The organism is Streptomyces sp. TS71-3 (assembly GCF_018327685.1).
In the GTDB taxonomy this organism is placed as follows: domain Bacteria; phylum Actinomycetota; class Actinomycetes; order Streptomycetales; family Streptomycetaceae; genus Streptomyces.
Map to the genome: position 1 here is coordinate 3326399 of NZ_BNEL01000003.1, position 21584 is coordinate 3347982.

Consider the following 21584-nt stretch of genomic DNA (forward strand, 5'->3'; position numbering starts at 1 on the left):
CCGAAGGCCGGGCTGCTGTCGTTGCAGTGAGCCGTAATGAGCACGCCCGGTCTGGCAACGGAACGTTCCTACAGCTTGTTGCGGGCGTCCAGCCCGGCTACCGTCTTTCTCGCATGTGGAAGTTGTTTTTGTACGTGAACAACTGGCAATCGTGAGGAAGGCACTTCACGGATGAAGAAGCCCTTGAGCCGCCGCACGTTCAACCAGCTGGCCGCCGCCCCGCTGCTCGCCGTGCCGGGGGTGGCCCTGTCGGCCCCTCCCGCTCAGGCGTCTCCGTCGTTGAATCGTTCCATCCGGGCCGCCATGCGCCGCGCCGCCGTTCACATGGACCGGGTCGTCTCCTACCGGGGCGCCTACGTCTGGAACTACCTGCCCGACCTGTCGGTCACCTGGGGCGAGATGGAGGCCCGGCGCACCATGTGCTGGGTGCAGCCGCCCGGCACCCCCTCCATGGGCCACAGCATGCTCGACGCGTACCACGCAACGGGCGACGAGGCCTTCTACCGCGCGGCCGAGCGCACCGGACTCGCCCTGGTGGAGGCCCAGCTCCCCGTCGGCGGCTGGAACTACATCCACGACTTCGCCGGTGAGGCGTCCCTGCGCGACTGGTACGCCACCATCGGCGCGAACGGCTGGCGGCTGGAGGAGTTCCAGCACTACTACGGCAACGCCACGTTCGACGACGCGGGCACGTCCGCCGCCGCGCAACTGCTCCTGCGGCTCTACGCCGAGCGCCGCGACCCGCGCTTCAGGCGGCCCCTCGACAAGGCGATCGGCTTCGTCCTGGCCGCGCAGTTCCAGGGCGGGACGGCGGACGGCGGCTGGCCGCAGCGCTTCCCCGCGTACTCCGGCTCGGTGAGCCGGATGCCGTGGCCGGACAGGCGCCCGCCGTGGCTGCCGAAGGACGCGCAGCACGGCATGGAGGACGGGGACTACACCCACCACGTCACGTTCAACGACGACGTGCTGGGCGAGAACATCAAGTTCCTCCTCATGTGCGTGTCCGCGCTGGGCCGGCGTGACCTGGTCGCTCCGGTGCGGCGCGCGATGGAGTGCCTGCGCCGTATGCAGCAGCCCGCGCCCCAGGCCGGCTGGGGGTTGCAGCACCTGTCCCGTGCGCAGGGCGGCAGGCCCGCCGGGGCGCCCGCGGGGGCCAGGTCGTACGAGCCGAGGGCGCTGACCTCGCACACCACGGGGACCAACGTCCAGCAGCTCTTCCAGTACTTCCAGCTGACCGGGGACCGCACCTTCCTGGACCGGGTGCCCGAGGCGCTGGACTGGCTGGACACCTGCCGGCTGACGGCGCAGCAGATCGCCGAGAACCCGCTCCTCCAAGGCGACACCCACCCCACGTTCGTGGAGATCGGCACCAACCGGGCCAAGTTCACCCACCGCTTCGGCTCCAACATCCGCAACGGCGCCTACTACTACGACCACGACCACCACGACACGCTCAGCCACTACTCGTCAGGGCGTTCCGTCGACGTCGACGGCATGCGCGCCACTCATGCGCGGCTCGCGGCGATGAGCGACGCCGAGGTGGCGGCGCTGAGGGCGCGCTCGCCGCTGACGCCGGGCGTGACCGCTCCGCTGCCCCGCTACTACTCGGTGCGCGACATCCGGCTCACCGATCTCCTGCGGGACTCGCCCCTCGACCTGCCCGAGGTGACCGGCCAGCAGGCCGCTGACCTGGTCGACGGGCTCGGCACGCGTGACTACTGGCTCACCCCGCTCGAAGCGGTGACCAACCCGTATCAGGGCCCCGGTTCGACCGAGCCGTACGACGGCAAGGCGTATATGAGCAGGAACGTCGGCGACCTCCGCGACACCTCTCCCTACGACCCCGAGAAGCCGCCGCAGGAGCCGCCCTACGAGCCGCACGACCGGCCGATGGGGATCAGCACGGCGGCGTACGCGTCGAACATGGCGAAGCTGATCGCGTACCTGGAGCGGCGCGGGGCGTGACCGCGGTGGCCGCCGGGGCGCTGCCATCCGTTGTGCGCCACCTGTCCGTCACCGCTTCCCGCCGGCCTCGTGGTGGACGAGGCCGGCGGGAAGCTGCCCGGCGCGGGGCCGGCACCCCTGCCCGAAAGGAACCCGCCACAGAGACCCGGCCGGTGCCGAATCGTTGCGCACGGCGGCCGTTTGACCCCGGGGCAGAAGCGGGCAAACACACGGAGTAACGGCGGTGAGCGCCTCCCGGCGGCCGCGCCGTCCTTCCGGCGACGCGCCGCCAAAGCCATTGGAGATACGGGGAGTTGCTGTCGGACAATGGCGCCATGCCGGGGCGTGAGGGGGCCGACGGCATCACGGGGGGTCACGGGGTGTGCGTCACGGCAGGCGCCGAACCGCCCATCAGGCAAGGGAGCCGCTGTGATCAAAGGGATCGACGTCAGTGACTACCAGGGGACGGGTTTCTCCACGAGTGGCCTCGACTTCGTCATCGTGAAGGCCACGGAGGGCCGTTCCTACATCAACCCGAAGCAGGCCGCGCAGGCCAAGAGAGCACGCGACGCCGGATGCGTGGTCGGCTTCTACCACTTCCTGTGGCCGGGGAACATCGAAGCCCAGGCCGAGTACTTCGTCGCCAAGTGCGCCTCGGCCGAGGGCGACCTGCTCTTCGTCGACTGGGAGAACACGTCGTCGGGCACCCGGGCCTCGGGAGCGGAGAAGGACGCGTTCATCCGTGCCGTGCAGCGTCTGCGGGGCAAGACGCACCGCGTCGGCCTGTACTGCAACCGCGACTTCTGGCTCAACCACGACAGCTCCTCCTTCGCGGGGGACGGCCTGTGGATCGCCGACTACAACGGCAACCCGGGCCACCCCGGCATCAAGGCGCCGTGGGTGTTCCACCAGTACACCAGCAAGCCGGTCGACACCAACCTCGGGAACTTCGCGAGCAGGGCCGCCCTGCGCACGTGGGCCGCCGGCACAGGATCATCGACGGAGGACGACATGCCCCAGTACGTGAACCTCGGCCTCGACAAGCCCTTCACGCTCCGCCCCGGCCAGGACTGGGACGCCATCGAGTTCACCAAGGAGTGGAACGACGAGGCCGGTGACCACGCCAACGACGGTTCGGTGTTCGTCCGCGGCGCCGCCCGCTTCGCCGGGCAGGTCAGCCTGGTCCTCTCCGGAGTCCCGGTCGGCACGCAGTTCCAGGTGCGCCAGACCGAGGTGGACTCCGCCGGCAAGCACGTCGCCGATCACCCCATCGCGGAGCTGATCGGCTCCGAGGGCGGCACCTTCGGGATCGTGCCCGTCGTCGGCCGGCTCGCCAAGGGCCGCCAGATGCGGATCCGGATCAAGGCGTTCCAGGACACCCCGGTCACCGTGACGTCCGCCGTCCTCACGGCCCTGGTCTGGAAAGAGGGTTGAGATGGCCGCACCCGTCGAGAAGAAGGTCACGGCCGCTACGGCCGCCTCCCTGGTGGTCGGCGTCGTCGTCGCCGTCCTGAACGCCGTCGTCGCCGACGCGAGCCTGCTCGGCTCGCTGCCCGAGTGGCTCCAGTCGGTGATCATCGCCCTGGTGCCGCCGATACTGACGTTCCTCGGCGGCTGGCAGGCCAAGCACACCCCGCGCGAGACCGGCGGCTGAGCACACCCGTCCGCCCCACGCGGTCCCCGGACACCACCGGCAAGGCCTGGAGCGGCACCGGGACAGGGCAGGGGGATGCCCGCCGGGCTCCAGGCCGGGTGATCTGATCAGCGGCTGGTTTCCATGGCGGGGTGTTGCGGGCAAGCCACAGGGGGCCGACAGAAGAGGGGGAACCGTGATCGTCTGGATCAACGGTGCGTTCGGTGCGGGGAAGACCTCCACCGCACGGGAACTGATCGACCTGCTCCCGAACAGCACGCTCTTCGACCCCGAGATCATCGGCAGCGGCCTGTCCTGCCTGCTGCCGCCCAAGCACCTCGCCGAGGTGAGCGACTTCCAGGACCTGCCCATCTGGCGGCGGCTCGTGGTGGACACCGCCGCCGCACTGTTCGCCGAGGTGGGCGGGGTCCTGGTGGTCCCGATGACCCTGCTCCGCCAGGAGTACCGGGACGAGATCTTCGGTGGCCTCGCCGCCCGCAGGATCCCGGTGCGCCACATCGCGCTCACTCCGGCCGAAACGATACTGCGGGCCCGTATCGCGGGCCGTGAGGTGCCCGCCGACCTGCCCCGCGGCGAGCTGCGGGTACGCCAGTGGGCCTACGACCACATCGAGCCCTACCGCACCGCCCTCGCGACCTGGCTCGCCGCCGACGCACACCTCCTGGACACCGGCGCCCTGACCGCCCATGAGACCGCGGTCCGCATAGCCGAGGCGGTGCGCACCGGCGCCGCGCCGGTGTGCGACATAGTGCAGTCCCCGGAGCCCACCGCGGAGACCCTCGCCTCGGGGGTGCTGCTCTTCGACGACCAGGACCGGGTGCTGCTGGTCGACCCCACGTACAAGGCGGGCTGGGAGTTCCCCGGCGGGGTCGTGGAACCCGGCGAGGCTCCGGCGCGCGCGGGGATGCGCGAGGTCGCAGAGGAGACCGGAATAAGGCTCCACGACGTGCCCCGCCTTCTGGTGGTCGACTGGGAGTCGCCCACACCCCCCGGCTTCGGGGGCCTGCGGATGCTCTTCGACGGCGGCCGGCTGAACAGCGGTGCCGCCCGGAACGTGCTGCTGCCCGGGCCCGAGCTGCGCGACTGGCGCTTCGTCACCGAGCAGGAGGCCGCGGATCTGCTGCCGCCCGTCCGCTACGAGCGGCTCCGCTGGGCCCTGTACGCGCGGGAGCGGGGCGCCGCGGTCTATCTGGAGGCGGGCGTGCCGGTCTGAGGCACCGCGCGTGCCGGCCTGCGGAACCGGAGCGCGTTCGGACCGGCGCCGGGCCTGCTCAGTCGCCGTACCGCCCGGCGGCGCGCACGAGTTCGCGACCGGCCTGTTCCGTGACGGGATCGCCGTGCCCGAAGCAGGCCACCTCGCAGTCGAGCGCGGCGAGCCCCCGTAGGGAGCCCGTGGCGCGGTCGCCGTCCAGGTTGAACACCCCGCGGATCACCTCCCCGGTGCTGGGCGAGGCCGCCACCGCGTCGCCGGTGAAGAGGACCCCGTGCTCCGGGAGCAGCAGCGCGACGCTGCCGTCGGTGTGCCCCGGCACACCGACGACCAGGGCGCCCCCGCCGAAGCCGAGCACGTCGCCGTCCGCCAGTTCGCGGACCTCCGCGGGGTACACCGGCCGTACCGGCATCGGTGGAAGCCGCCGTACCGCCTCCGCGTGGAGGGGCACCTCCCACTCCTCGAACACGGGCCGCGGTCCCCGTGCCGTGCCACGCACGAAGGGTGCGTCGAGGCGGTGCGCCAGCACCGTGGCACCGCTGATCTCCGCGAACTCCCCGGCCCCGCCCGCGTGGTCCTCGTGGAAGTGCGTCAGCACCACCCGGCGTACGTCGCGTGGATGCCGCCCGAGCCCTGCCAGCGCACCCGCGATCAGCGGCCCGGCGCCGAACGCCCCCGCGTCGATCAGCGTGAGGTCGTCGTCCCCGTCCCGCCACAGGTAGGCCTGCCCCACGGCGAAGCGCAGCAGATGCAGACGCGGACGCACCTCGATGACCTGCACACCGTCCCCCACATCGTCCATGCGCCGACGGTAGGCAGCGGAGCCGGACGGACGCCAGCGAGCTACGCCGTGGGCAGACAGGCGAGCCACGCGCCGGGGAGGAGAGGGGGCATGGACGGGAGGGAGGAGAGGGACCCGCGATCCGGGAGGGGAGGAAAGGACGGGCCGGAGGAGAGAGAACCTTGCCCCTGGCCGGATCACGGGGCCCAGGGATACATGCCTCGGACGACTCCGGAACCGCGGCGACCACCCCGGGGGCGGCAGGCGCCCCGCCCCCGGGGTGGTCGCAGGTCGTCAGACCGCGTAGTTCCGAAGGAACAACGCCTCGGCGATCGCCAGCCGCCGCAACTCGTCCGGCGAGACGCTCTCGTCCACGGCGTGGATCCGCGCCTCGGGCTCGCTCAGGCCGATCAGCAGGATCTCCGCCTCCGGGTAGAGCCCGGCGAGGGTGTTGCAGAGCGGAATCGATCCGCCGTGGCCCGCGAACTGCATCTCCTGGCCCGCGTACGCCTCGCTCATCGCGCGGGCCATCGCCGCGTAGGCCGGGCTGTCCGTGCCGGCCCGGAACGCCTGCCCCTGGCCGGTCTTCTCGCAGCGCACCCGCGCACCCCACGGAGCGTGCGCCTCGCAGTGCGCCGTCAGCAGCCTGGCCGCCTCCGACGCGTCCGTACCCGGCGGCACCCGCAGGCTGACCAGCGCCCGGGCACCCGCCTGCACGGACGGGGTGGCGCCCACGACGGGCGGGCAGTCGATGCCGAGCACCGTCACGGACGGCCGCGCCCAGATGCGGTCGCTGACCGTACCCGAACCGGTCAGCTCCACCCCCTCGCGCACGCTCGCGTCCCGGCGGAAGTCGTCCTCCGGGTACTGCAGGCCCTCCCAGGAGCCGCCGCCGTCCAGGCCGTCCACCGCCGTGGAACCGTCCTCGGCGCGCAGCGAGTCCAGGATGCGGATCAGCGCGGCCAGCGCGTCGGGCGCCGCACCCCCGAACTGCCCGGAGTGCAGGTTCCCCTCCAGCGTGTCCACCTGCACCCGCACCAGCGCCATACCGCGCAGCGAGGTCGTCACCGTCGGCAGGCCGAGGCGGAAGTTGCCCGCGTCGCCGATCACGATCGTGTCGGCCCTCAACAGCTCCGGGTGCTGTTCCGCATACCGTTCGAGACCGCCCGTGCCCTGCTCCTCCGAGCCCTCGACGATCACCTTGACGTTCACCGGGACCTCACCCGCGGCCTTCAGGGCGCGCAGCGCCAGCAGGTGCATCACCAGGCCGCCCTTGCAGTCCGCCGCGCCCCGTCCGTACCAGCGTCCGTCCCGCTCGGTCAGCTCGAACGGGGGAGTGGTCCAGCCTGCCTCGTCGAGCGGGGGCTGCACGTCGTAGTGCGCGTACAGCAGCACCGTCGGGGCGTTCGCGGGACCCGGCAGGTACCCGTAGACCGACTGCGTGCCGTCCGGGGTGTCCAGCACGGCGACGTCCTGGAAGCCCTCGGCGCGCAGCGCGCCGACGATCCAGGAGGCCGCCCCCTCGCTCTCGCTCCTCGGGAACTGCGCGAAGTCCGCCACCGACTTGAAGGCCACCAGTTCCGTGAGCTCCTCCCTGGCCCGGGACATCAGGGCGGCGACGGCATCGGTGATCGTGTTCGGTGACATGGATCGCGCTCCTCGTAGGTGCGGGGCCGGGTGCCCGTGCCCCCACCGGGTCGGTGGTACGGCCGCGGACCGCTCGCGGCGGCCGCGCGGGTGGCGGCGGACGCCGGAGCGCGTCCGCCTTGAACGGTGCCGCACCGCTGCCGGCGCGCACCGGTGAATATGATGATGATCCTCCCACAGGGGCGAGTGGCCGGGGCCACCGTAGGATGCCCGGGAAAGGTGTGCGAGGCGGCTTGATCGGGAGCGGTAGACCATCGTGAGCAGCGACAATTCTTCGGACGACGCTCTGCAGGTGTGGGACGTCGTCGTGGTGGGAGCGGGACCCGCGGGAGCCAGTGCCGCGTATGCGGCAGCCGTCACCGGACGCCGCGTGCTTCTACTGGAGAAGGCTGAGCTGCCCCGGTACAAAACCTGCGGCGGTGGCATCATCGGGCCGTCCCGGGACTCCCTGCCGCCCGGGTTCGAGCTGCCGCTCCAGGACCGGGTGCGCGCGGTCACGTTCTCGATGAACGGCAGGTACACCCGTACCCGGCGGTCCTCGCAGATGCTCTTCGGCCTGGTCAACCGCCCCGATTTCGATCAGCAGCTGGTGATGCACGCGCAGAAGGCCGGCGCCGAACTGCGCACCGGCGTCACCGTCTCGCGGGTGGAGCAGCACGGCCCCTCCGTGCCCGACCGGCGCACCGTCGCCGTCGTGCTCCAGGGCGGCGAGACGCTGCTCGCACGAGCGGTGGTCGGCGCCGACGGCAGCGCGAGCCGCATAGGAGCCCATGTCGGCGTGAAGGTCGACCAGGTCGATCTGGGCCTGGAGGCGGAAATCCCGGTTCCGGAGACCGTCGCCGAGGACTGGGCGGGCCGGGTGCTGATCGACTGGGGGCCGATGCCGGGCAGCTACGGCTGGGTGTTCCCGAAGGGCGACACGCTGACCGTCGGCGTGATCTCCGCGCGCGGCGAGGGCGCGGCCACCAAGCGGTACCTGGAGGACTTCATCGGCCGGCTGGGGCTCGCGGGCTTCGAGCCGAACATCTCCTCCGGGCACCTCACGCGCTGCCGCAGCGACGACTCGCCGCTGTCCCGCGGCCGGGTCCTCGTGTGCGGCGACGCGGCGGGGCTGCTGGAGCCCTGGACGCGCGAGGGCATCTCCTACGCACTGCGCTCCGGGCGGCTGGCGGGGGAGTGGGCGGTGCGCATCGCCGAGGCCCCGGACGCCGTCGACGCGCGCCGCCAGGCCCTGAACTACACGTTCGCGATCAAGGCCGGCCTCGGCGTCGAGATGAGCGTCGGCAAGCGGATCCTCGCCGTCTTCGAACGCCGTCCCGGCATGTTCCACGCCGCGATCACCGGTTTCAGGCCCGCCTGGAACGCGTTCACCCGCATAACGCGTGGATCGGCCTCCCTGGCGGACATCGTGCGGACGCATCCGGTCGCGGGGCGGGCGCTGAACGCCCTGGACCGCTAGCGGTCCGGGGAGCCGAGGCCCGGGAAGCCGAGGCCCGGGGAGTCGAGGCCCGGGGAGTCGAGGCCCGGGGAGTCGAGGCCCGGGGAGTCGAGGCCCGGGGAGTCGAGGCCCGGAGGGAGCAACTCTGCGGTGTCCTGGCTGCCGGTGGCGGTGCGTTCGGAGGTACGGGTGCGGTGCCACCGGCGGTGCGGGCGCTGGGACCGGCGCTGGGACCGGCGAGTGCGACCGGCCGCGGCGGGCTCGCTGAGCGTACTGGTGCCGGGGGTGCAGCCTGTTGGCGTGCAGGGGTAGCGGGTCCAGGCGCCTGGTCAGTCGATCACCGTGATGCGGAACACCGGGTGGCGGGGCGCGGCCGCCAGCAGCTCGGCATCCGTGGAGTCCGCGGTGACCTCGTCGAAGTAGCGGCTCACCTGCCATCCCCACTTGGCGAGGTACGCCCGAAGGACCACGGGCTTCTCGGCGTCCGGCAGCTCGACCGCCGTGAACTCCTGCGTCCTGCTTCCCACCTGGAGGCGGCCACCGCCGGCCGCCCGCATGTTCCGGACCCACTCGGAGTCGCCCCGGGCCGAGACAAGGTACGGCCCACCCTCGTACGGCAACGGGTTGACCGGCAGCCGGCGCCACTCGCCGCTCTTGCGGCCGCGCACCGAGAGCTCGGCCGCGCCGACCAGGCTCACCCCGTGCCGCGCCAGCCAGCTGACGAACCCGCCGACCGCCTTGTCGATGCGCTTGGGCTGAATATAACGCTGCGTGCTGGTCATGGTGTCCTCCGTGAAAACGGGGTGGTGTGCCGCCACCGGTCGGGCGAGGGGCGCCGCGGTTGCGTGGCGGGCACGTACGCCTGGGCTGGGGCTCTGGGATCGAGTGCGCTGCTCTTCTTTGTGAGCAGTGCTCTCTGTTTGCCTGGTGGCAGTCTGTATGACTGGTTGGCCGATTGCAAGAGCAGTGCTCTCGAAAGTGTGCGGTGCTCTCGGGTGGGTGCGGTGCCCTGCCGTGGGGGCAGGTGTCTGGCTGCTGGGGTTCGCTGTCCGATGTCCGGCCTTCGGTCTTCGACGTTCGGTCGTTGGTCGCCGGGGCGGCGGCCGTCGCGGCGACGGTCGCTGGGTCGTTGGAGCCGCACCGCACACGTCCACCCGTGTCCGTAGCCCTGGCGTCCGGATGTCCATCCATCCGGATGGCGCGCTTGACTCCCATTGCTGCATATACAACACTCTGGGGTGTGGATACTTCTTCCGTTGACGAGATCGCGCGCGACTGCCTGGCGGTGCGCATACGGCTGATCGGCCGGGCTCTGACGAGCCTCTATGACGGCGCCCTCGACGGTCATGGTTTGACCATTGCCCAGGTCAACCTCATGGCCGCGCTGGGCAAGGCTGGTCCGTGCCCGCCGTCGAGGCTTGGCGACGTGCTGCAGCTGGAGAGGTCGACGGTCAGCCGGAATCTGAATCTGCTGCTGAACCGCGGCTGGGTCGAGGCCTTGTCGTCTGACGCGAAAGGGATACGGGAGGTTGCGCTCACCCTTGCCGGCCGAGCCAAGATCGAGTCTGTGATGCCTGAATGGCAAGCGGCTCAGCGGCAGGCCAGGGAACTTCTCGGTACGACGGGGGTCGGCGAGATTCAGAGGATCGCGAGCAGTATGGGGTATGCGCCGGGCGCCTGACTGAACCGGGGTGAGTCAAGAGGATTTCAATCCACGCTTGTTGTATATACATCAACATTTCCCAAGAGCAAGCAAGGACAAGAAGGGGAAGCGCATGAACGCCTTCTTTGCGAACAAAGTAGTACTGGTCACCGGCGCGTCACGAGGAATCGGCAGGGACGTCGCGCTGGCCTTTGCCCGGGAGGGAGCACGGCTGGTTCTTGCGGCCCGCTCGGCCGACCGGCTCGCTCAGGTGGAGGGCGAGGTACGCGATCTGGGTTCGGAAGCGCTGTCGGTACCGACTGACGTGACCTCCCCCGATGCCGTGACGGCCCTGGTGGACGCTGCGACGAAGCGATTCGGGCGAATCGACGTACTGGTGAACAACGCTGGAATCGGGAGGGTTGGCCTTATCGAATCGGCGGGGTTTGAGGACAACGTCCGGCAAACCCTTCGGGCGAGCCTTTTCGGGATGATCAGCGTGACCCAAGGCGTGCTCCCGGTTCTTCGGCGGCAGGGGTCGGGCGCGATCGTCAACATGTCGTCCGTGATGGGGCGCAAGGCGTTCTCTCGATTCGGCTCGTACGCGATCGTGATGCATGCGGTCTCCGCCTTCTCGGACAGCCTTCGCCAGGAGGTGGCCGACAGCGGTATCCGGGTCTCGGTGATCCATCCGGCGATCACCGCCACCGACCTGTTGAGGGAGGCCGACGAAACCGAGATGCCTCCGCCGTTCCGGCACATGACCCCGCTGACGTCGCAAGGTGTTGCCCGAGCTGTGGTGGCCGCCGTCCGGCATGGGAGGCGGCGTGTGGTGCTCCCGCGAACTGCGAACATGCTGCTGCTCGGCGAGGCTCTGTCGCCTCGCATCGGCGACTTGATCGCCTCGGCTCTCGCGCAGCGGCCCATCGCCCGCTTGCTCCGCATGAGCCGCGGGAAGAACTACCACGAAACGATCTTGAGTAACCCGAGCTGATAAGCGTGGCGCCGAGGGCCACGGGTGAGGTTTGCGCGTGGCCAGGGAGGGTTCGGACGGCTGCCCTCCTGCCGGGTGGCTCGACGTCGTGACGGAGCGGTGCTCTCGTTGTGGAGCATCGCTTCCCTTTGTGTGCGGTGCTCTCGAAAGCATGGCAGACTGCGCACATGAGTGGGACGAAGGGAGCCCGGGCGCGGGCGCGTATCGAGGTCACGGCGGCGATCAAGGACGAGGCGCGCAAGCAGCTCGCGGCGGAGGGCGCCGCGCGGTTGTCGCTCCGCGCGGTCGCCCGTGAGCTGGGCATGGTCTCCTCGGCCCTCTACCGGTACTTCCCCAGCCGTGACGACCTCCTCACCGCCCTCATCATCGACGCCTACGACAGCCTCGGCGCGGCGGTCGAGGCCGCCGACGAACAGGCCGTGGCGGGCGGGGGCGATCCGCGCGAGCGCTGGGTAAGCGTCTGCACGGCGGCACGGGTGTGGGCGCTGGAGCACCCGCACGAGTACGCGTTGATCTACGGCTCGCCCGTGCCGGGGTACACCGCTCCCCGGACGACCGTGCCGCCCGCCTCACGAGTCGGGCTGCTGCTCATCGAGATCGTGCGCCGCGCCCGGAGCGGGGGCGGTATCGCGGTGCCCCCGGTGTCCAAAGGAGCGAGCGCTGAGGCGGAGCGGATCGCGGCCGACCTCGCGCCGGACCTGCCGCCCGGGGTGGCGGCGGCGCTGGTCGCGGCGTGGGCGCAGCTCTTCGGACTGATCGGGTTCGAGCTGTTCGGGCAGTTCAACCGCGTGGTGGAGGACCGCGAGGCGTTCTTCACGCACGCGGTGGAGCAGCTTGCGCACGCGGTCGGCCTCGTCGGGCCGTACACCGCGGGAACGGGCGGCGGGCGCGGTGCCCCGACGGCGGGACAGGTGCGGCGGGCCTCCTGACCGGCACGGCAGGACCGCCCGCGTCCGCCCGCGCCGTCTACTCCTCGGGGAGTAGCCCTGATCACCCCGCACGTGGGACGCCGTCCGGGGTCGCGGCGTCTAGCGTGGCGGCATGGCAGAAGAGCGTGCGCCCGGCGGCCGGGACCCGAGGTGGGGTGGCCCGCCATGGGGGTGGCGGCGGCATGAGCCGCCGTGGGCCGGTTCGCAGGGCGACGGCGACCGGGACGGCCGTGCCCGCCGGTGGCCGTGGCCGTCCACGCTGCTGCTGACCGCCTTCGTCCTCGTCGGCTCCCACTTCGCCGCACACGCGCAGGGCACGCGCGAGCCGCTGGACCCGTTCGCGAACGCCCTGCTGGCGGGCGGCGGTCTCCTGCTTCTGTGGCGGCACCGCAGGCCCGGCCCGGTAGCCCTCGGTACGGCCGCCGCGGCACTCGTGTACCTGGCTGCCGGTTATCCCTACGGGCCCGTCTTCCTGACCGTCGCCCTCGGCTGCTTCAGCGCCCTCGTCGCCGGATATCGCAGAGTGGCCTGGTCGGCCATCGCACTGGTGTGGGCCGGGCATCTGCTGGTGGCCCACTGGCTCTACGCCTATCTGCCGCCGTCCGGTGACGGGCCCACGCGCTGGCAGGGCGAGGTCGGCGTCGCCGCGTGGGCGCTGGCCATCGTCGCGGTCTCCGAGCTCGTCCGCGTGCGGCGGGAGCAGTGGGCGAAGGACCGGGCGGAGCGTGCGCGGGCCGCGCAGCGGCGCGCCGACGAGGAACGGCTCAGGATCGCCCGCGAGCTGCACGACGTCCTCGCGCACAGCATCTCGGTGATCAATGTGCAGGCGGGGGTGGGCCTGGCGCTCCTCGACTCCGATCCCGAGCAGGCCCGGACGGCGCTGACCACCATCAAGGGCGCCAGCAAGGAAGCGCTGGGGGAGGTGCGCCAGGTGCTCGACACGCTGCGCGCGCCGGGCGCCGCGCCGCGGGCCCCCGCGCCCGGGCTCGACCGGCTCCAGGAACTCGTCGACCAGGCCGCGAGCGCGGGCCTCACCGTGCACGTGGACGCCCGCACCGCGGACAGCGACGGGGACCGTGAAGAGCAAGCCCACCGCGGAGATGAAGCCCACGGCGAAGGCGCCCCGGACTCCGAAGGCGCCCCGGACTCCGAAGGCGCCCCGGGCCGCAAAGGTGACCTGGACCGCGAACGCGAAACCCGCCGCGGGGTGGATGCCCATCCACGGGACGGCGTCGACCGTGGGCAGGCCGCCGGCCTCCGGGGCGAAGCGGATACGGATGCGGCCCTCACTCCGGCACCGGCCTCCGCCCCAGCCCCGACCACCAGCCCCGCAACCGTGCCCGCCTCCGCCCCAAGAGGCGAGGCAGCCCCGGGCCCAGGCCCAGGCACCGTCCCGGAGGGCTGGGCCCTCTCCGCCGGCCTCGCCGCGCCCACCTGCGAACCCCGCCCCGCCGGCCGTCCATCCCGGTCCGACTCCGCGCTCCGCGGGCGGCAGCGGCCAAGCCGGCAGTCCGCTCAGCCCGTGCTGTCGCCGGCCCTGGACCTCGCGGCCTTCCGCATCATCCAGGAGGCGCTGACGAACGTGGTCCGGCACTCGGGGTCGCGGCAGGCGCGTGTGCGGATCCGGTACGGCGCACGTGTGGTGCGGCTGCGGATCGACGACGACGGTCCGGCCACCGGAGCCGACGCGGGAGGCAGCGGCAACGGTCTCGCCGGGATGCGGGGGCGTGCAGCGGCCCTGGGCGGCACCATTGACGCGGGCCCGCGCCCGGACGGCGGCTTCTCGGTCTCCGTCGAACTGCCGTTGAAGGGGGTCCGTTGATCCGGGTACTGCTCGCCGACGACCAGGCGCTGGTCCGGGCAGGTTTCAAGGCGTTGCTCGATGCGCAGGCGGACATCGAGGTGGCGGGGGAGGCGGCCGACGGGGAAGAGGCGCTGCGCGGGGTGCGGGGCCTGCGGCCCGACGTGGTCCTGATGGACATCCGCATGCCGGTGCTCGACGGCCTTGCCGCGACCCGGCGGATCACCGAGGACCCGGGGCTGGCCGAGGTCAAAGTGGTCATGCTGACCACGTTCGAGATGGACGAGTACGTCTTCGAGGCGATCAGATCGGGCGCGTCGGGCTTCCTCGTGAAGGACACCGAGCCGGACGAATTGTTGCGCGCGGTGCGTGCCGTGGTCGAGGGGGACGCGCTGCTGTCGCCGGGCGTGACACGACGTCTGATCGCGGAGTTCGCGGCGCGCTCCAAGGAACCAGTGGCGGCCGCGTCGCTCGCCGAACTCACGGAGCGCGAGCGGGAGGTGATGGCGCTGGTGGGCATCGGGCTGTCCAACGAGGAGATCGCCCGCCGCCTGGTGGTCAGCCCGCTCACGGCGAAGACGCACGTCAGCCGCACGATGGTCAAGCTCGGCGCCCGGGATCGCGCTCAGCTCGTGGTGTTCGCCTACGAGTCCGGGCTGGTGCGGCCGGGCTGGCTGGGCTGAGCGGCCGCCCGGTCGGGGTCACCCGGGCGCCGGCGTCGGCCGGGTCCGTATCCCGGCTCGGCCGGCCGGCGTCTTCCTGTACAGGCGCTTGCGGGAGAGGCCCTTCCTGTACGGGCCCTTCCTGTACGGGCCCTTCCGCTACAGGCCTTCAGATACGAGCCCTTCCTGGACGGGCGTAACCGTGCAGGGCGGCGCGTCCCGCGCCGTGTGCGCGCCTCCGCACCCGTTGATCACACAATTCGGGAGCGTTCCTTCCACAGCTCGGCCAGCGCGTGGTCACCGGTGACGGTGGGCACGGGACGGCGGTTCCACAGCGCCGCGTAGAGTTCCGTGGCCGGGCCCGCCAGCTCGCACTCCGCCTCCGCCGTGGTGCTGCCGCGCTCGGTGACCGGCGCCTCGGAGGAGAGCCGCACGGTCCAGGTGTCGCCGGTGTCCGTGGCGCGTACCCGCAGGACCCGGGGGGTGTCCGTGCGCACTTTGCTCACGGAACGCTGGTGGAAGCCCGCGAGCAGCTCGTCGATGCCGTCCACGGCCAGTTCGGCCCCGACTCCGTCGGCCTGCGTGCCGCGTGCGGACTCGGCGTCCATGCGGTGGATCGTGGTTTCGTGGGCCTGCCTGCGCGCCCAGAAGGCGAGAGGGGACGGCGCGGGCATGAACGTCCAGCACGCCAGGTCCGAAGGGGCGGCCTTGAGTGTCGCGACGAGGGCCGCGTGCCCTGCGCCGAACCAGGAGATCAGGTCGGTGTCGCCGTCGGGCGCGGAGGGCCGGCGCTGGAACGAGGTGAGCTCCTCGCGGACGAACGCTGCGGCCCATCGGTGTATTTGGCCGGTGTGCCGCAGCAGATCGGCGACCTGCCAGCCGGGACAGGTGGGTACGGTCGCCGTCAGGCCCGCCGCGGCGGCGGCTTTCGCCATGGACTCGCCCTGCCGGGCGAGGATCTCTATGTGATGGGAGGTCTTCATGTGGGGAGTCTGCCATGCAAGGATGCCGTGCCCACTGCACGTTTCGGGCGCACGGACTTGCGGCCCGCGCACCACGTGGTCGCCCGGTGCGCCCTGCGCCTCTCGCACGGGAGGAACACCTCTCGCACCGGAACACCTCTCGCACCGGAACACCTCTCGCACCGGAGGAACGATCGTCGTTCAGCGGACAGGGAACACGCCGGAGCTGGAAGCCGGGACCCGGGATCCGGCTCACGCCGATGCGGCCCGCCGGGTCGCGTACCCCACCGCCGCCGCCACCGCAGCCAGCACGGCCACGCTGGTGAGCGCGGTGGGCAACGAGAACCAGTCCGCCATGAAACCGATCGCCGGCGGCCCCAGCAGCATCCCGGCATAACCGAGGGTGGAGGCTGCCGCGACGCCGCTGGGCCCGGCGAGGGCGCCGGCCCGGTCGATCGCGACGGGGAAGATGTTGGCGAGGCCGAGGCCGGTGATGCCGAACCCGAGCAGGGCCACCCACAGCGTGGGCGCCAGAGATCCGAGCAGCATCCCGACGGCGGCCGTCGCCCCGCCCACCACCAGCGTGCGCGTCCGGCCCAGCCGCTCCAGCAGGGTCGTGCCGGTGACCCGGCCGATCGTCGTGGCCAGGGCGAAGGACCCGTACCCGGTGGCCGCGACGCCCGGGTCCGCGGACAGGTCCTGCTGCAGGTGCAGCGCGCCCCAGTCGGCGAGCGCGCCCTCTCCGTAGGCGGTGCAGAGCGCGATCAGGCCGAACACGATCACCAGGCCGCGTGTCCCGCCGTCGAGCCGCCGCGACGAGGGCGCCTCGGGAGCCGGCGCGGGCGTGGTTTCCGCACTCCGCATCTCCTCCGCGGGCGCGGGAACGGTGTGCCGCAGAACCGTGCGTCCCGCGGCGGCCGTCACCGCAAGCCCGACCACGGCGAGCGCGAACAGGTGCCGGGTGGCGGAGAGATGGCTCGCGACGAGGCCGCCCACGCCGGACCCGAGCATGCCGCCGAGGCTGAACGCGGCGTGGAAGCTCGGCATCACGGGTCGCCGCAGGGCGGCGATGACGTCGACGGCCGCGCTGTTCATGGCGACGTTCAGGCCGCCGTAAGCGGCGCCGAAGACGAGGAGCACCCCGCCGAGCGCGAGCGCCGAGTGGGTGAGCGGCGGCAGGGCCACGGCCAGGGACGTCAGCGCGCCGCAGGTCACGGTCATCGGGTGGTTGCCGAACCGGCGGCAGAGCCGTCCGGTGAACATCATCGTCACCACCGCGCCGGCCGAGACGCCCAGGAGCGCGAGTCCCAGCGCGCTCGCCGAGGAGTGGGTCTGTTCCTTGACGGCGGGGATGCGGACCACCCAGCCGGCGAAGACGAACCCGTCGAGCGCGAAGAAGACCGTCACCGCGGCACGGAGTCCGGCCACGGCACGTGCTTCCGGGGTGCGCGGCGTTGCGCTCCCTACTTTGTTTAGTGTCGGCACAAAATCAGACTAGGAGGGTGCTCCCCACCCGGCAAGGGGAATACGGGGGCACCCTGCGGGGAACCGCCGAGAAAGCCCACAAGGGCCGGCGCAGGGCCCCGCGGTGGCGGGTGCCGGAGCCGGTGAACGGTCCGGGGCGCGCGTATGTGCGGGTGCTGATGTGCCGGAGCAGGCGCGGCGGTACGAGCACATGTGTCCGCATCCGTTTACATCCGCATACAGGGGCAGGCATCTGCGCAGCAAGCGCAGGAGCGTGCGAGTGCGGGCGTGCCGGTGCGGGTGGTCGAGTGCCGACTGCCGAGTGCCCGGCTCTCGGCGCCCGGCCGTCCGGTCACACCGCCATGACCGTGCCGACGCCCGCCTCCTCGAACCCTGCCAGCGTCTCCGGAGGCGCGGCGGCATCCGTGACGAGCGTGTCCACCTGGTTCGCGCCGCAGATCCAGGCGAAGGCGCGGCGGCCCAGCTTGCTGGAGTCCGCCGCAACGATCACCTGCTGGGCCCGCTCGCAGAGCAGGCGGTTGATGGCGGCCTCGGCCTCGTCGTGCGCCGCGGCGCCGTGCACCGGATCGAAGCCGACCACGCCGAGCACGGCGACGTCGATGGTGATCTGTCCGAGCACGCCGTCGGCGAGCGGCCCGATGAGCTCGTACGACTGCGCCCGGGCCACCCCGCCGGTCACCACGATCTTGAACTGAGGGCGGACGGTGAGCTCGGTGGCGATGTTGAGCGCGTTGGTCACCACGGTCAGGGCGGGCGAGCCGGAGGCGAGCTCGGGGCGGACGGCGAGGGCGCGGGCCACCTCGGTCGTGGTCGTACCCCCGGTCAGCCCCACCGCCTGGCCCGGCGTGACGAGGCCGGCCACGGCCTCGGCGATGCGCTGCTTCTCCGCGCCGCGCCGCGCCGTCTTGTACCGCAGGGGCAGTTCGTAGGAGACGCCGTGCGCCACCGCCCCGCCCCGGGTGCGGACCAGCATCTGCTGCTCGGCGAGGCCGTCGAAGTCGCGCCGGATGGTCGCGGCCGACACCCCGAGGCGGGTCGCGGCCTCCTCGACGTCCAGCCGGCCGTGCTCCACCAGCAGCTCCAGCAGCTCCTGCCAGCGGGCGTCGCGCGACATGCAGCGCCTCCCATCCGCGCCCACCGGCGCTCGGTCCGTGGTCCGGGCCGAACGTCCTCCCGGAACGTGCACATGGCGGGCCCGGTCGGTCGCCCTGGTATGCGGCGTGCCGACCGGGGGCATACCCGGATGTCGGTGACCCTAGCGCAGGGTGCTCCCAGGCATGCTTGATGCTGCTTGTAACGTGCCTATATCTTGCAGAAACAATCATACGGAGGAGGGCGTGGTATGAGCCATGTCGAGAACGAGCTGAACAGCCAGCCGGAGTGCTGGTCGCGGGCCGCCGCACTCGCGGGCCGCCACGCCGCCGTACTGCCCGCCGCGGGCGAGCGGGTCGCGATCGTCGGCTGTGGCACCTCGTACTTCATGGCGCAGGCGGTGGCGGGGCTGCGCGAGGGCGCCGGGCAGGGGGAGACGGATGCCTTCCCCGCCTCGGAGTTCCCCGCGGGCCGCAGCTACGACCGGGTGGTCGCCCTCACCAGGTCGGGCACCACCACCGAGGTCCTCGACCTCCTCGCCTCGCTCCGGGGCCGCATCCCCACCACCGCGGTCACCGCGGATCCGCGCACACCGGTGATGCGGGTCGCCGACGAACTGGTGGTGCTCGACTTCGCTGAGGAGCGCTCGGTCGTCCAGACCCGCTTCGCCACCACCGTGGTCACCCTGCTCCGTGCCCACCTGGGCCTGCACTCCGACGCGGTCGTCGAGGACGCCCGCACCGCCCTGGCGGACCCGCTGCCGGAGGGCCTGGCCGAGTGCACGGAGTTCACCTTCCTGGGCCGCGGCTGGACGGTCGGCCTGGCGCAGGAGGCGGGACTGAAGATGCGCGAGGCGTCGCTGAGCTGGACCGAGGCGTACCCGGCGATGGAGTACCGGCACGGTCCCATCAGCATCGCCACCCGGGGCACGGCCACCTGGATGTTCGGCGAGGCCCCCGCGGGACTGGCCGGGCAGGTGCGCGCCACCGGCGCGATGTGGGTGGCGGGGGAACTGGATCCGCTGGCCGAACTGGTGCGGGCCCAACGCCTCGCGGTCGAGGTGGCCGCGGCCCGCGGTGTCGACCCCGACCTGCCGCGGCACCTCAGCCGCTCCGTGATCCTCACCCCGCCGGCGTCCTGACGCTCCCGCCCGCGGGCCCGGCCGTGCCGGGCACCCTGCGCGGATCCACCCCGACCGCCGCCCACCGAACTCAAGGAGAGGCCGTGCCCCTCGCAGCATCCGGCACGCTGGTCAGCCGTGCCGCGGACGCCGGGACCGCCGTCGCCGCGTTCAACGTCATCACGCTGGAGCATGTGGAGGCCGTCGTCGGCGGCGCGGAAGCCGCGGGTTCCCCCGTGATCCTCCAGGTCAGCGAGAACGCGGTGCTGTTCCGCGGCGGGCGGCTGCTGCCGCTGGCCCGGGCCGCCGCCGCGGTCGCCGAGCAGGCCGCGGTACCGGTCGCGCTGCATCTCGACCATGTGCAGAGCGACGAGCTGCTGCGGCAGGCCGCCGACGCGGGCTTCAGTTCCGTGATGTATGACGCCGCACGGCTGCCGTACGGGGAGAACCTCGCCGCGACCCACGCCGCCGCCGACTGGGCGCACGCCCAGGGGCTGTGGATCGAGGCGGAGCTGGGCGAGGTGGGCGGCAAGGCCGAGGCCGGCGGCGTGGCGCCCCCGCTGAGCGCGCACGCCCCGGCCGCCCGGACCGACCCGGAGGAGGCGCGGGCCTTCGTGGCCGGCACCGGAGTGGACGCGCTGGCGGTCGCGATCGGCAGCACGCACGCCATGACCCGGCGCACCGCGGCCCTCGACCACGAACTGCTGGGCAGGCTCGGACCGGCCGCGGGCGTACCGCTGGTTCTGCACGGCTCGTCCGGCGTGCCCGACGACGAGCTCAGGGCCGCCGTCACCGGCGGCATAGCCAAGGTCAACATCGGCACGGCGCTCAACGTGGCCATGACCACCGCCATCCGCGAGTTCCTCGCCGCCCATCCCGACGCCGTCGACTGCCGGCCCTATCTCGCCTCGGCCCGGACTGCCATGACCGAGGCGGTAGCACGGCTGATCGGCGTGGTGAGCGCGGCGCCGTAGCCGGCGCCCAGCCAGGGGAGGGGATGCGTGCCGGGGCGCGGGGCTCCATGGGGCGCCAGGGGCCGCAGGGGTCCGCGGGGGGAGAGGGGCCATGGTCATGGATCCCTGAGTCGCCACGGATCCACCGGGTGCCATGGGCCCGCGGGGTGGTGGTCCGGGTTCCCCTCCGCCCGATCGCCAATGGGTCCGTGGGGCCTCCGTGGGGCCATGGCGTCTCAGCGCGCCGGCTCCGGCAGCGGCTCGCCTGTCTCCAGCAGCGTCTTGAGGCTGGACAGCAGCGCGGGCCAGCCCTCGCGGATCAGCTTGCGCACGGTGCCGTCCGGCTCCAGGTCGTCGTGCACCACCGTCAGCTTCACCAGCTCGCCCGCGGGCTCGATCTCGAACGTCACCTTCGAACGGCGCTCGCTGCGGATCCGGTCGAGCACGTCCTGCGGCAGGCCCGACGCCTTGCCCCACTCGGGCGTGAAGGTGTGCCACGTGTAGGAGAGGCGGCGGCCGGGCTCGGCTTCCAGCACGACCTGCTCGGGATCGGCGATCCTGCCGCCCTCGCCGTCCCAGACCACGGGTGAGCCGGGCTGCCAGTCCGACTCCAGGGCCGGGCCCCAGTACCGTCGGGTGAACTCCGGGTCGGTGAGCGCCTGCCAGAGCCGTTCGGGGGTGGTGCGGATATAGGTCTTGTACACGAAGGGACCGGTGTCCATCGTCGTCTGCTCCAATGCTGCCTTGAGGTCGGTGAGCGCACGGGCCCGTTCCCGGTCGTACTGGCTGATCCAGCGGTCCGCCACGGCGTTGATCGGTGCGGCGTTCAGGTAGTGCAGCTTCTGCCGGCCGCTGCGTGCCGTCGTCACCAGGCCCGCGGCCTCCAGGACGGCCAGATGCTTGCTCACGGACTGCCGGGCCATCTCAAGACCGGCGCACAGCTCGGTCAGGCTCTGCCCGTTGCGGTTCTTCAGGCTGTCCAGCAGCCTGCGGCGGCTGGCGTCGGCCAGCGCCTTGAACACTTCGTCCATCGCTCGCTCTGCCCCTGCTCATCTGGTACATGCAGCCTTTCGGCTGCCTTTCCATTAAAGGCAGCCGAAAGGCTGCATGTCAATCGTGGGCCGGACCGGGCCCCTCCGTGGCCGCCTAGCGACCGGAGTGAGGGTATGACCATGTGCGCCGCACGGCTGACGGCTGCCACAGAGGGCTCTGATGGGATGGCGGCGTGGGTGGACAAGTCGAGTGGTCCGACCGTCGCGTGCTGGATCAC

General features: G+C 72.0%; 19 protein-coding genes and 1 pseudogene. 12 read left to right on the top strand and 8 right to left on the bottom strand.

Features of this window, described 5'->3' with window-relative positions; translation table 11 throughout:
- Positions 1–171 precede the first annotated feature (171 nt).
- The 4 genes and pseudogenes from Sm713_RS38005 to Sm713_RS38020 all read left to right on the top strand — a co-directional run bounded on the left by Sm713_RS38005 (position 172) and on the right by Sm713_RS38020 (position 4811).
- Positions 172–1965 carry a pectate lyase gene (locus Sm713_RS38005; protein ID WP_212914476.1) on the top strand — a complete coding sequence of 598 codons (1794 nt, stop codon included), beginning with the start codon at positions 172–174 and terminating at the stop codon, positions 1963–1965.
- Between the two features lie 408 nt (positions 1966–2373).
- Positions 2374–2925: pseudogene (locus tag Sm713_RS41095) on the top strand (glycoside hydrolase family 25 protein); the annotation flags it as partial.
- Between the two features lie 454 nt (positions 2926–3379).
- Positions 3380–3598 carry a holin gene (locus Sm713_RS38015; RefSeq protein ID WP_212914478.1) on the top strand — a complete coding sequence of 73 codons (219 nt, stop codon included), beginning with the start codon at positions 3380–3382 and terminating at the stop codon, positions 3596–3598.
- A gap of 175 nt (positions 3599–3773) precedes the next feature.
- The gene (locus Sm713_RS38020) at positions 3774–4811 is read left to right on the top strand and encodes an NUDIX domain-containing protein (protein ID WP_212914479.1); all 1038 of its coding nucleotides are present in this window, start codon (positions 3774–3776) and stop codon (positions 4809–4811) included.
- A gap of 58 nt (positions 4812–4869) precedes the next feature.
- Here Sm713_RS38020 and Sm713_RS38025 read toward each other — a convergent pair whose 3' ends face one another.
- The gene (locus tag Sm713_RS38025) at positions 4870–5589 is read right to left on the bottom strand and encodes an MBL fold metallo-hydrolase (protein WP_212915113.1); all 720 of its coding nucleotides are present in this window, start codon (positions 5587–5589) and stop codon (positions 4870–4872) included.
- 294 nt (positions 5590–5883) lie between these two features.
- A complete protein-coding gene (locus Sm713_RS38030; RefSeq protein WP_212914480.1) occupies positions 5884–7236 on the bottom strand; it encodes a dipeptidase in 1353 nt (450 codons plus the stop codon).
- A 256-nt stretch (positions 7237–7492) separates the two neighbouring features.
- Here Sm713_RS38030 and Sm713_RS38035 point away from each other — a divergent pair, with 256 nt between their 5' ends.
- Positions 7493–8695, top strand: coding sequence for a geranylgeranyl reductase family protein (locus Sm713_RS38035; RefSeq protein WP_212914481.1), 1203 nt, complete (start codon positions 7493–7495; stop codon positions 8693–8695).
- On the opposite strand, the gene Sm713_RS41350 is transcribed toward Sm713_RS38035, so the two are convergent.
- Positions 8692–8817, bottom strand: a complete 126-nt coding sequence (locus Sm713_RS41350) for a hypothetical protein (protein ID WP_283249846.1) — start codon at positions 8815–8817, stop codon at positions 8692–8694. The genes Sm713_RS38035 and Sm713_RS41350 overlap by 4 nt on opposite strands.
- Positions 8818–9003: 186 nt before the next feature.
- Positions 9004–9456, bottom strand: coding sequence for a nitroreductase family deazaflavin-dependent oxidoreductase (locus Sm713_RS38040; RefSeq protein WP_212914482.1), 453 nt, complete (start codon positions 9454–9456; stop codon positions 9004–9006).
- Positions 9457–9914: 458 nt separating this feature from the next.
- Here Sm713_RS38040 and Sm713_RS38045 point away from each other — a divergent pair, with 458 nt between their 5' ends.
- From Sm713_RS38045 to Sm713_RS38070, 5 genes are all read left to right on the top strand, one after another.
- Entirely contained in the window at positions 9915–10355 is a 441-nt protein-coding gene (locus tag Sm713_RS38045) for a MarR family winged helix-turn-helix transcriptional regulator (RefSeq protein WP_212914483.1), read from the top strand.
- A 94-nt stretch (positions 10356–10449) separates the two neighbouring features.
- Entirely contained in the window at positions 10450–11310 is an 861-nt protein-coding gene (locus tag Sm713_RS38050) for an SDR family oxidoreductase (RefSeq protein ID WP_212914484.1), read from the top strand.
- A gap of 167 nt (positions 11311–11477) precedes the next feature.
- Positions 11478–12239 (top strand): TetR/AcrR family transcriptional regulator, encoded by a 762-nt coding sequence (locus Sm713_RS38055; protein WP_212914485.1) that lies wholly within the window; start codon positions 11478–11480, stop codon positions 12237–12239.
- Positions 12240–12351: 112 nt separating this feature from the next.
- A complete protein-coding gene (locus tag Sm713_RS41100) occupies positions 12352–14061 on the top strand; it encodes a histidine kinase (protein WP_249416945.1) in 1710 nt (569 codons plus the stop codon).
- Entirely contained in the window at positions 14058–14723 is a 666-nt protein-coding gene (locus Sm713_RS38070) for a response regulator transcription factor (protein WP_212914486.1), read from the top strand. Before Sm713_RS41100 ends, Sm713_RS38070 begins: the two co-directional genes overlap by 4 nt.
- Before the next feature lie 230 nt (positions 14724–14953).
- Here Sm713_RS38070 and Sm713_RS38075 read toward each other — a convergent pair whose 3' ends face one another.
- From Sm713_RS38075 to Sm713_RS38085, 3 genes are all read right to left on the bottom strand, one after another.
- On the bottom strand, positions 14954–15685 hold the full coding sequence (locus tag Sm713_RS38075; RefSeq protein WP_212914487.1) for a maleylpyruvate isomerase family mycothiol-dependent enzyme: 732 nt from the start codon (positions 15683–15685) through the stop codon (positions 14954–14956).
- A 231-nt stretch (positions 15686–15916) separates the two neighbouring features.
- The gene (locus Sm713_RS38080; RefSeq protein WP_249416946.1) at positions 15917–17092 is read right to left on the bottom strand and encodes an MFS transporter; all 1176 of its coding nucleotides are present in this window, start codon (positions 17090–17092) and stop codon (positions 15917–15919) included.
- Between the two features lie 388 nt (positions 17093–17480).
- Complete coding sequence (locus tag Sm713_RS38085) at positions 17481–18263, bottom strand: DeoR/GlpR family DNA-binding transcription regulator (RefSeq protein WP_212914489.1); 783 nt, start codon at positions 18261–18263, stop codon at positions 17481–17483.
- Positions 18264–18491: 228 nt separating this feature from the next.
- Between Sm713_RS38085 and Sm713_RS38090 the strand changes: the two genes are divergently transcribed.
- Positions 18492–19382 (top strand): SIS domain-containing protein, encoded by an 891-nt coding sequence (locus Sm713_RS38090; RefSeq protein ID WP_212914490.1) that lies wholly within the window; start codon positions 18492–18494, stop codon positions 19380–19382.
- Between the two features lie 83 nt (positions 19383–19465).
- Positions 19466–20335, top strand: a complete 870-nt coding sequence (locus tag Sm713_RS38095; RefSeq protein ID WP_212914491.1) for a ketose-bisphosphate aldolase — start codon at positions 19466–19468, stop codon at positions 20333–20335.
- Positions 20336–20550: 215 nt separating this feature from the next.
- Here Sm713_RS38095 and Sm713_RS38100 read toward each other — a convergent pair whose 3' ends face one another.
- A complete protein-coding gene (locus tag Sm713_RS38100; protein ID WP_212914492.1) occupies positions 20551–21345 on the bottom strand; it encodes a metalloregulator ArsR/SmtB family transcription factor in 795 nt (264 codons plus the stop codon).
- Between the last annotated feature and the right edge of the window lie 239 nt (positions 21346–21584).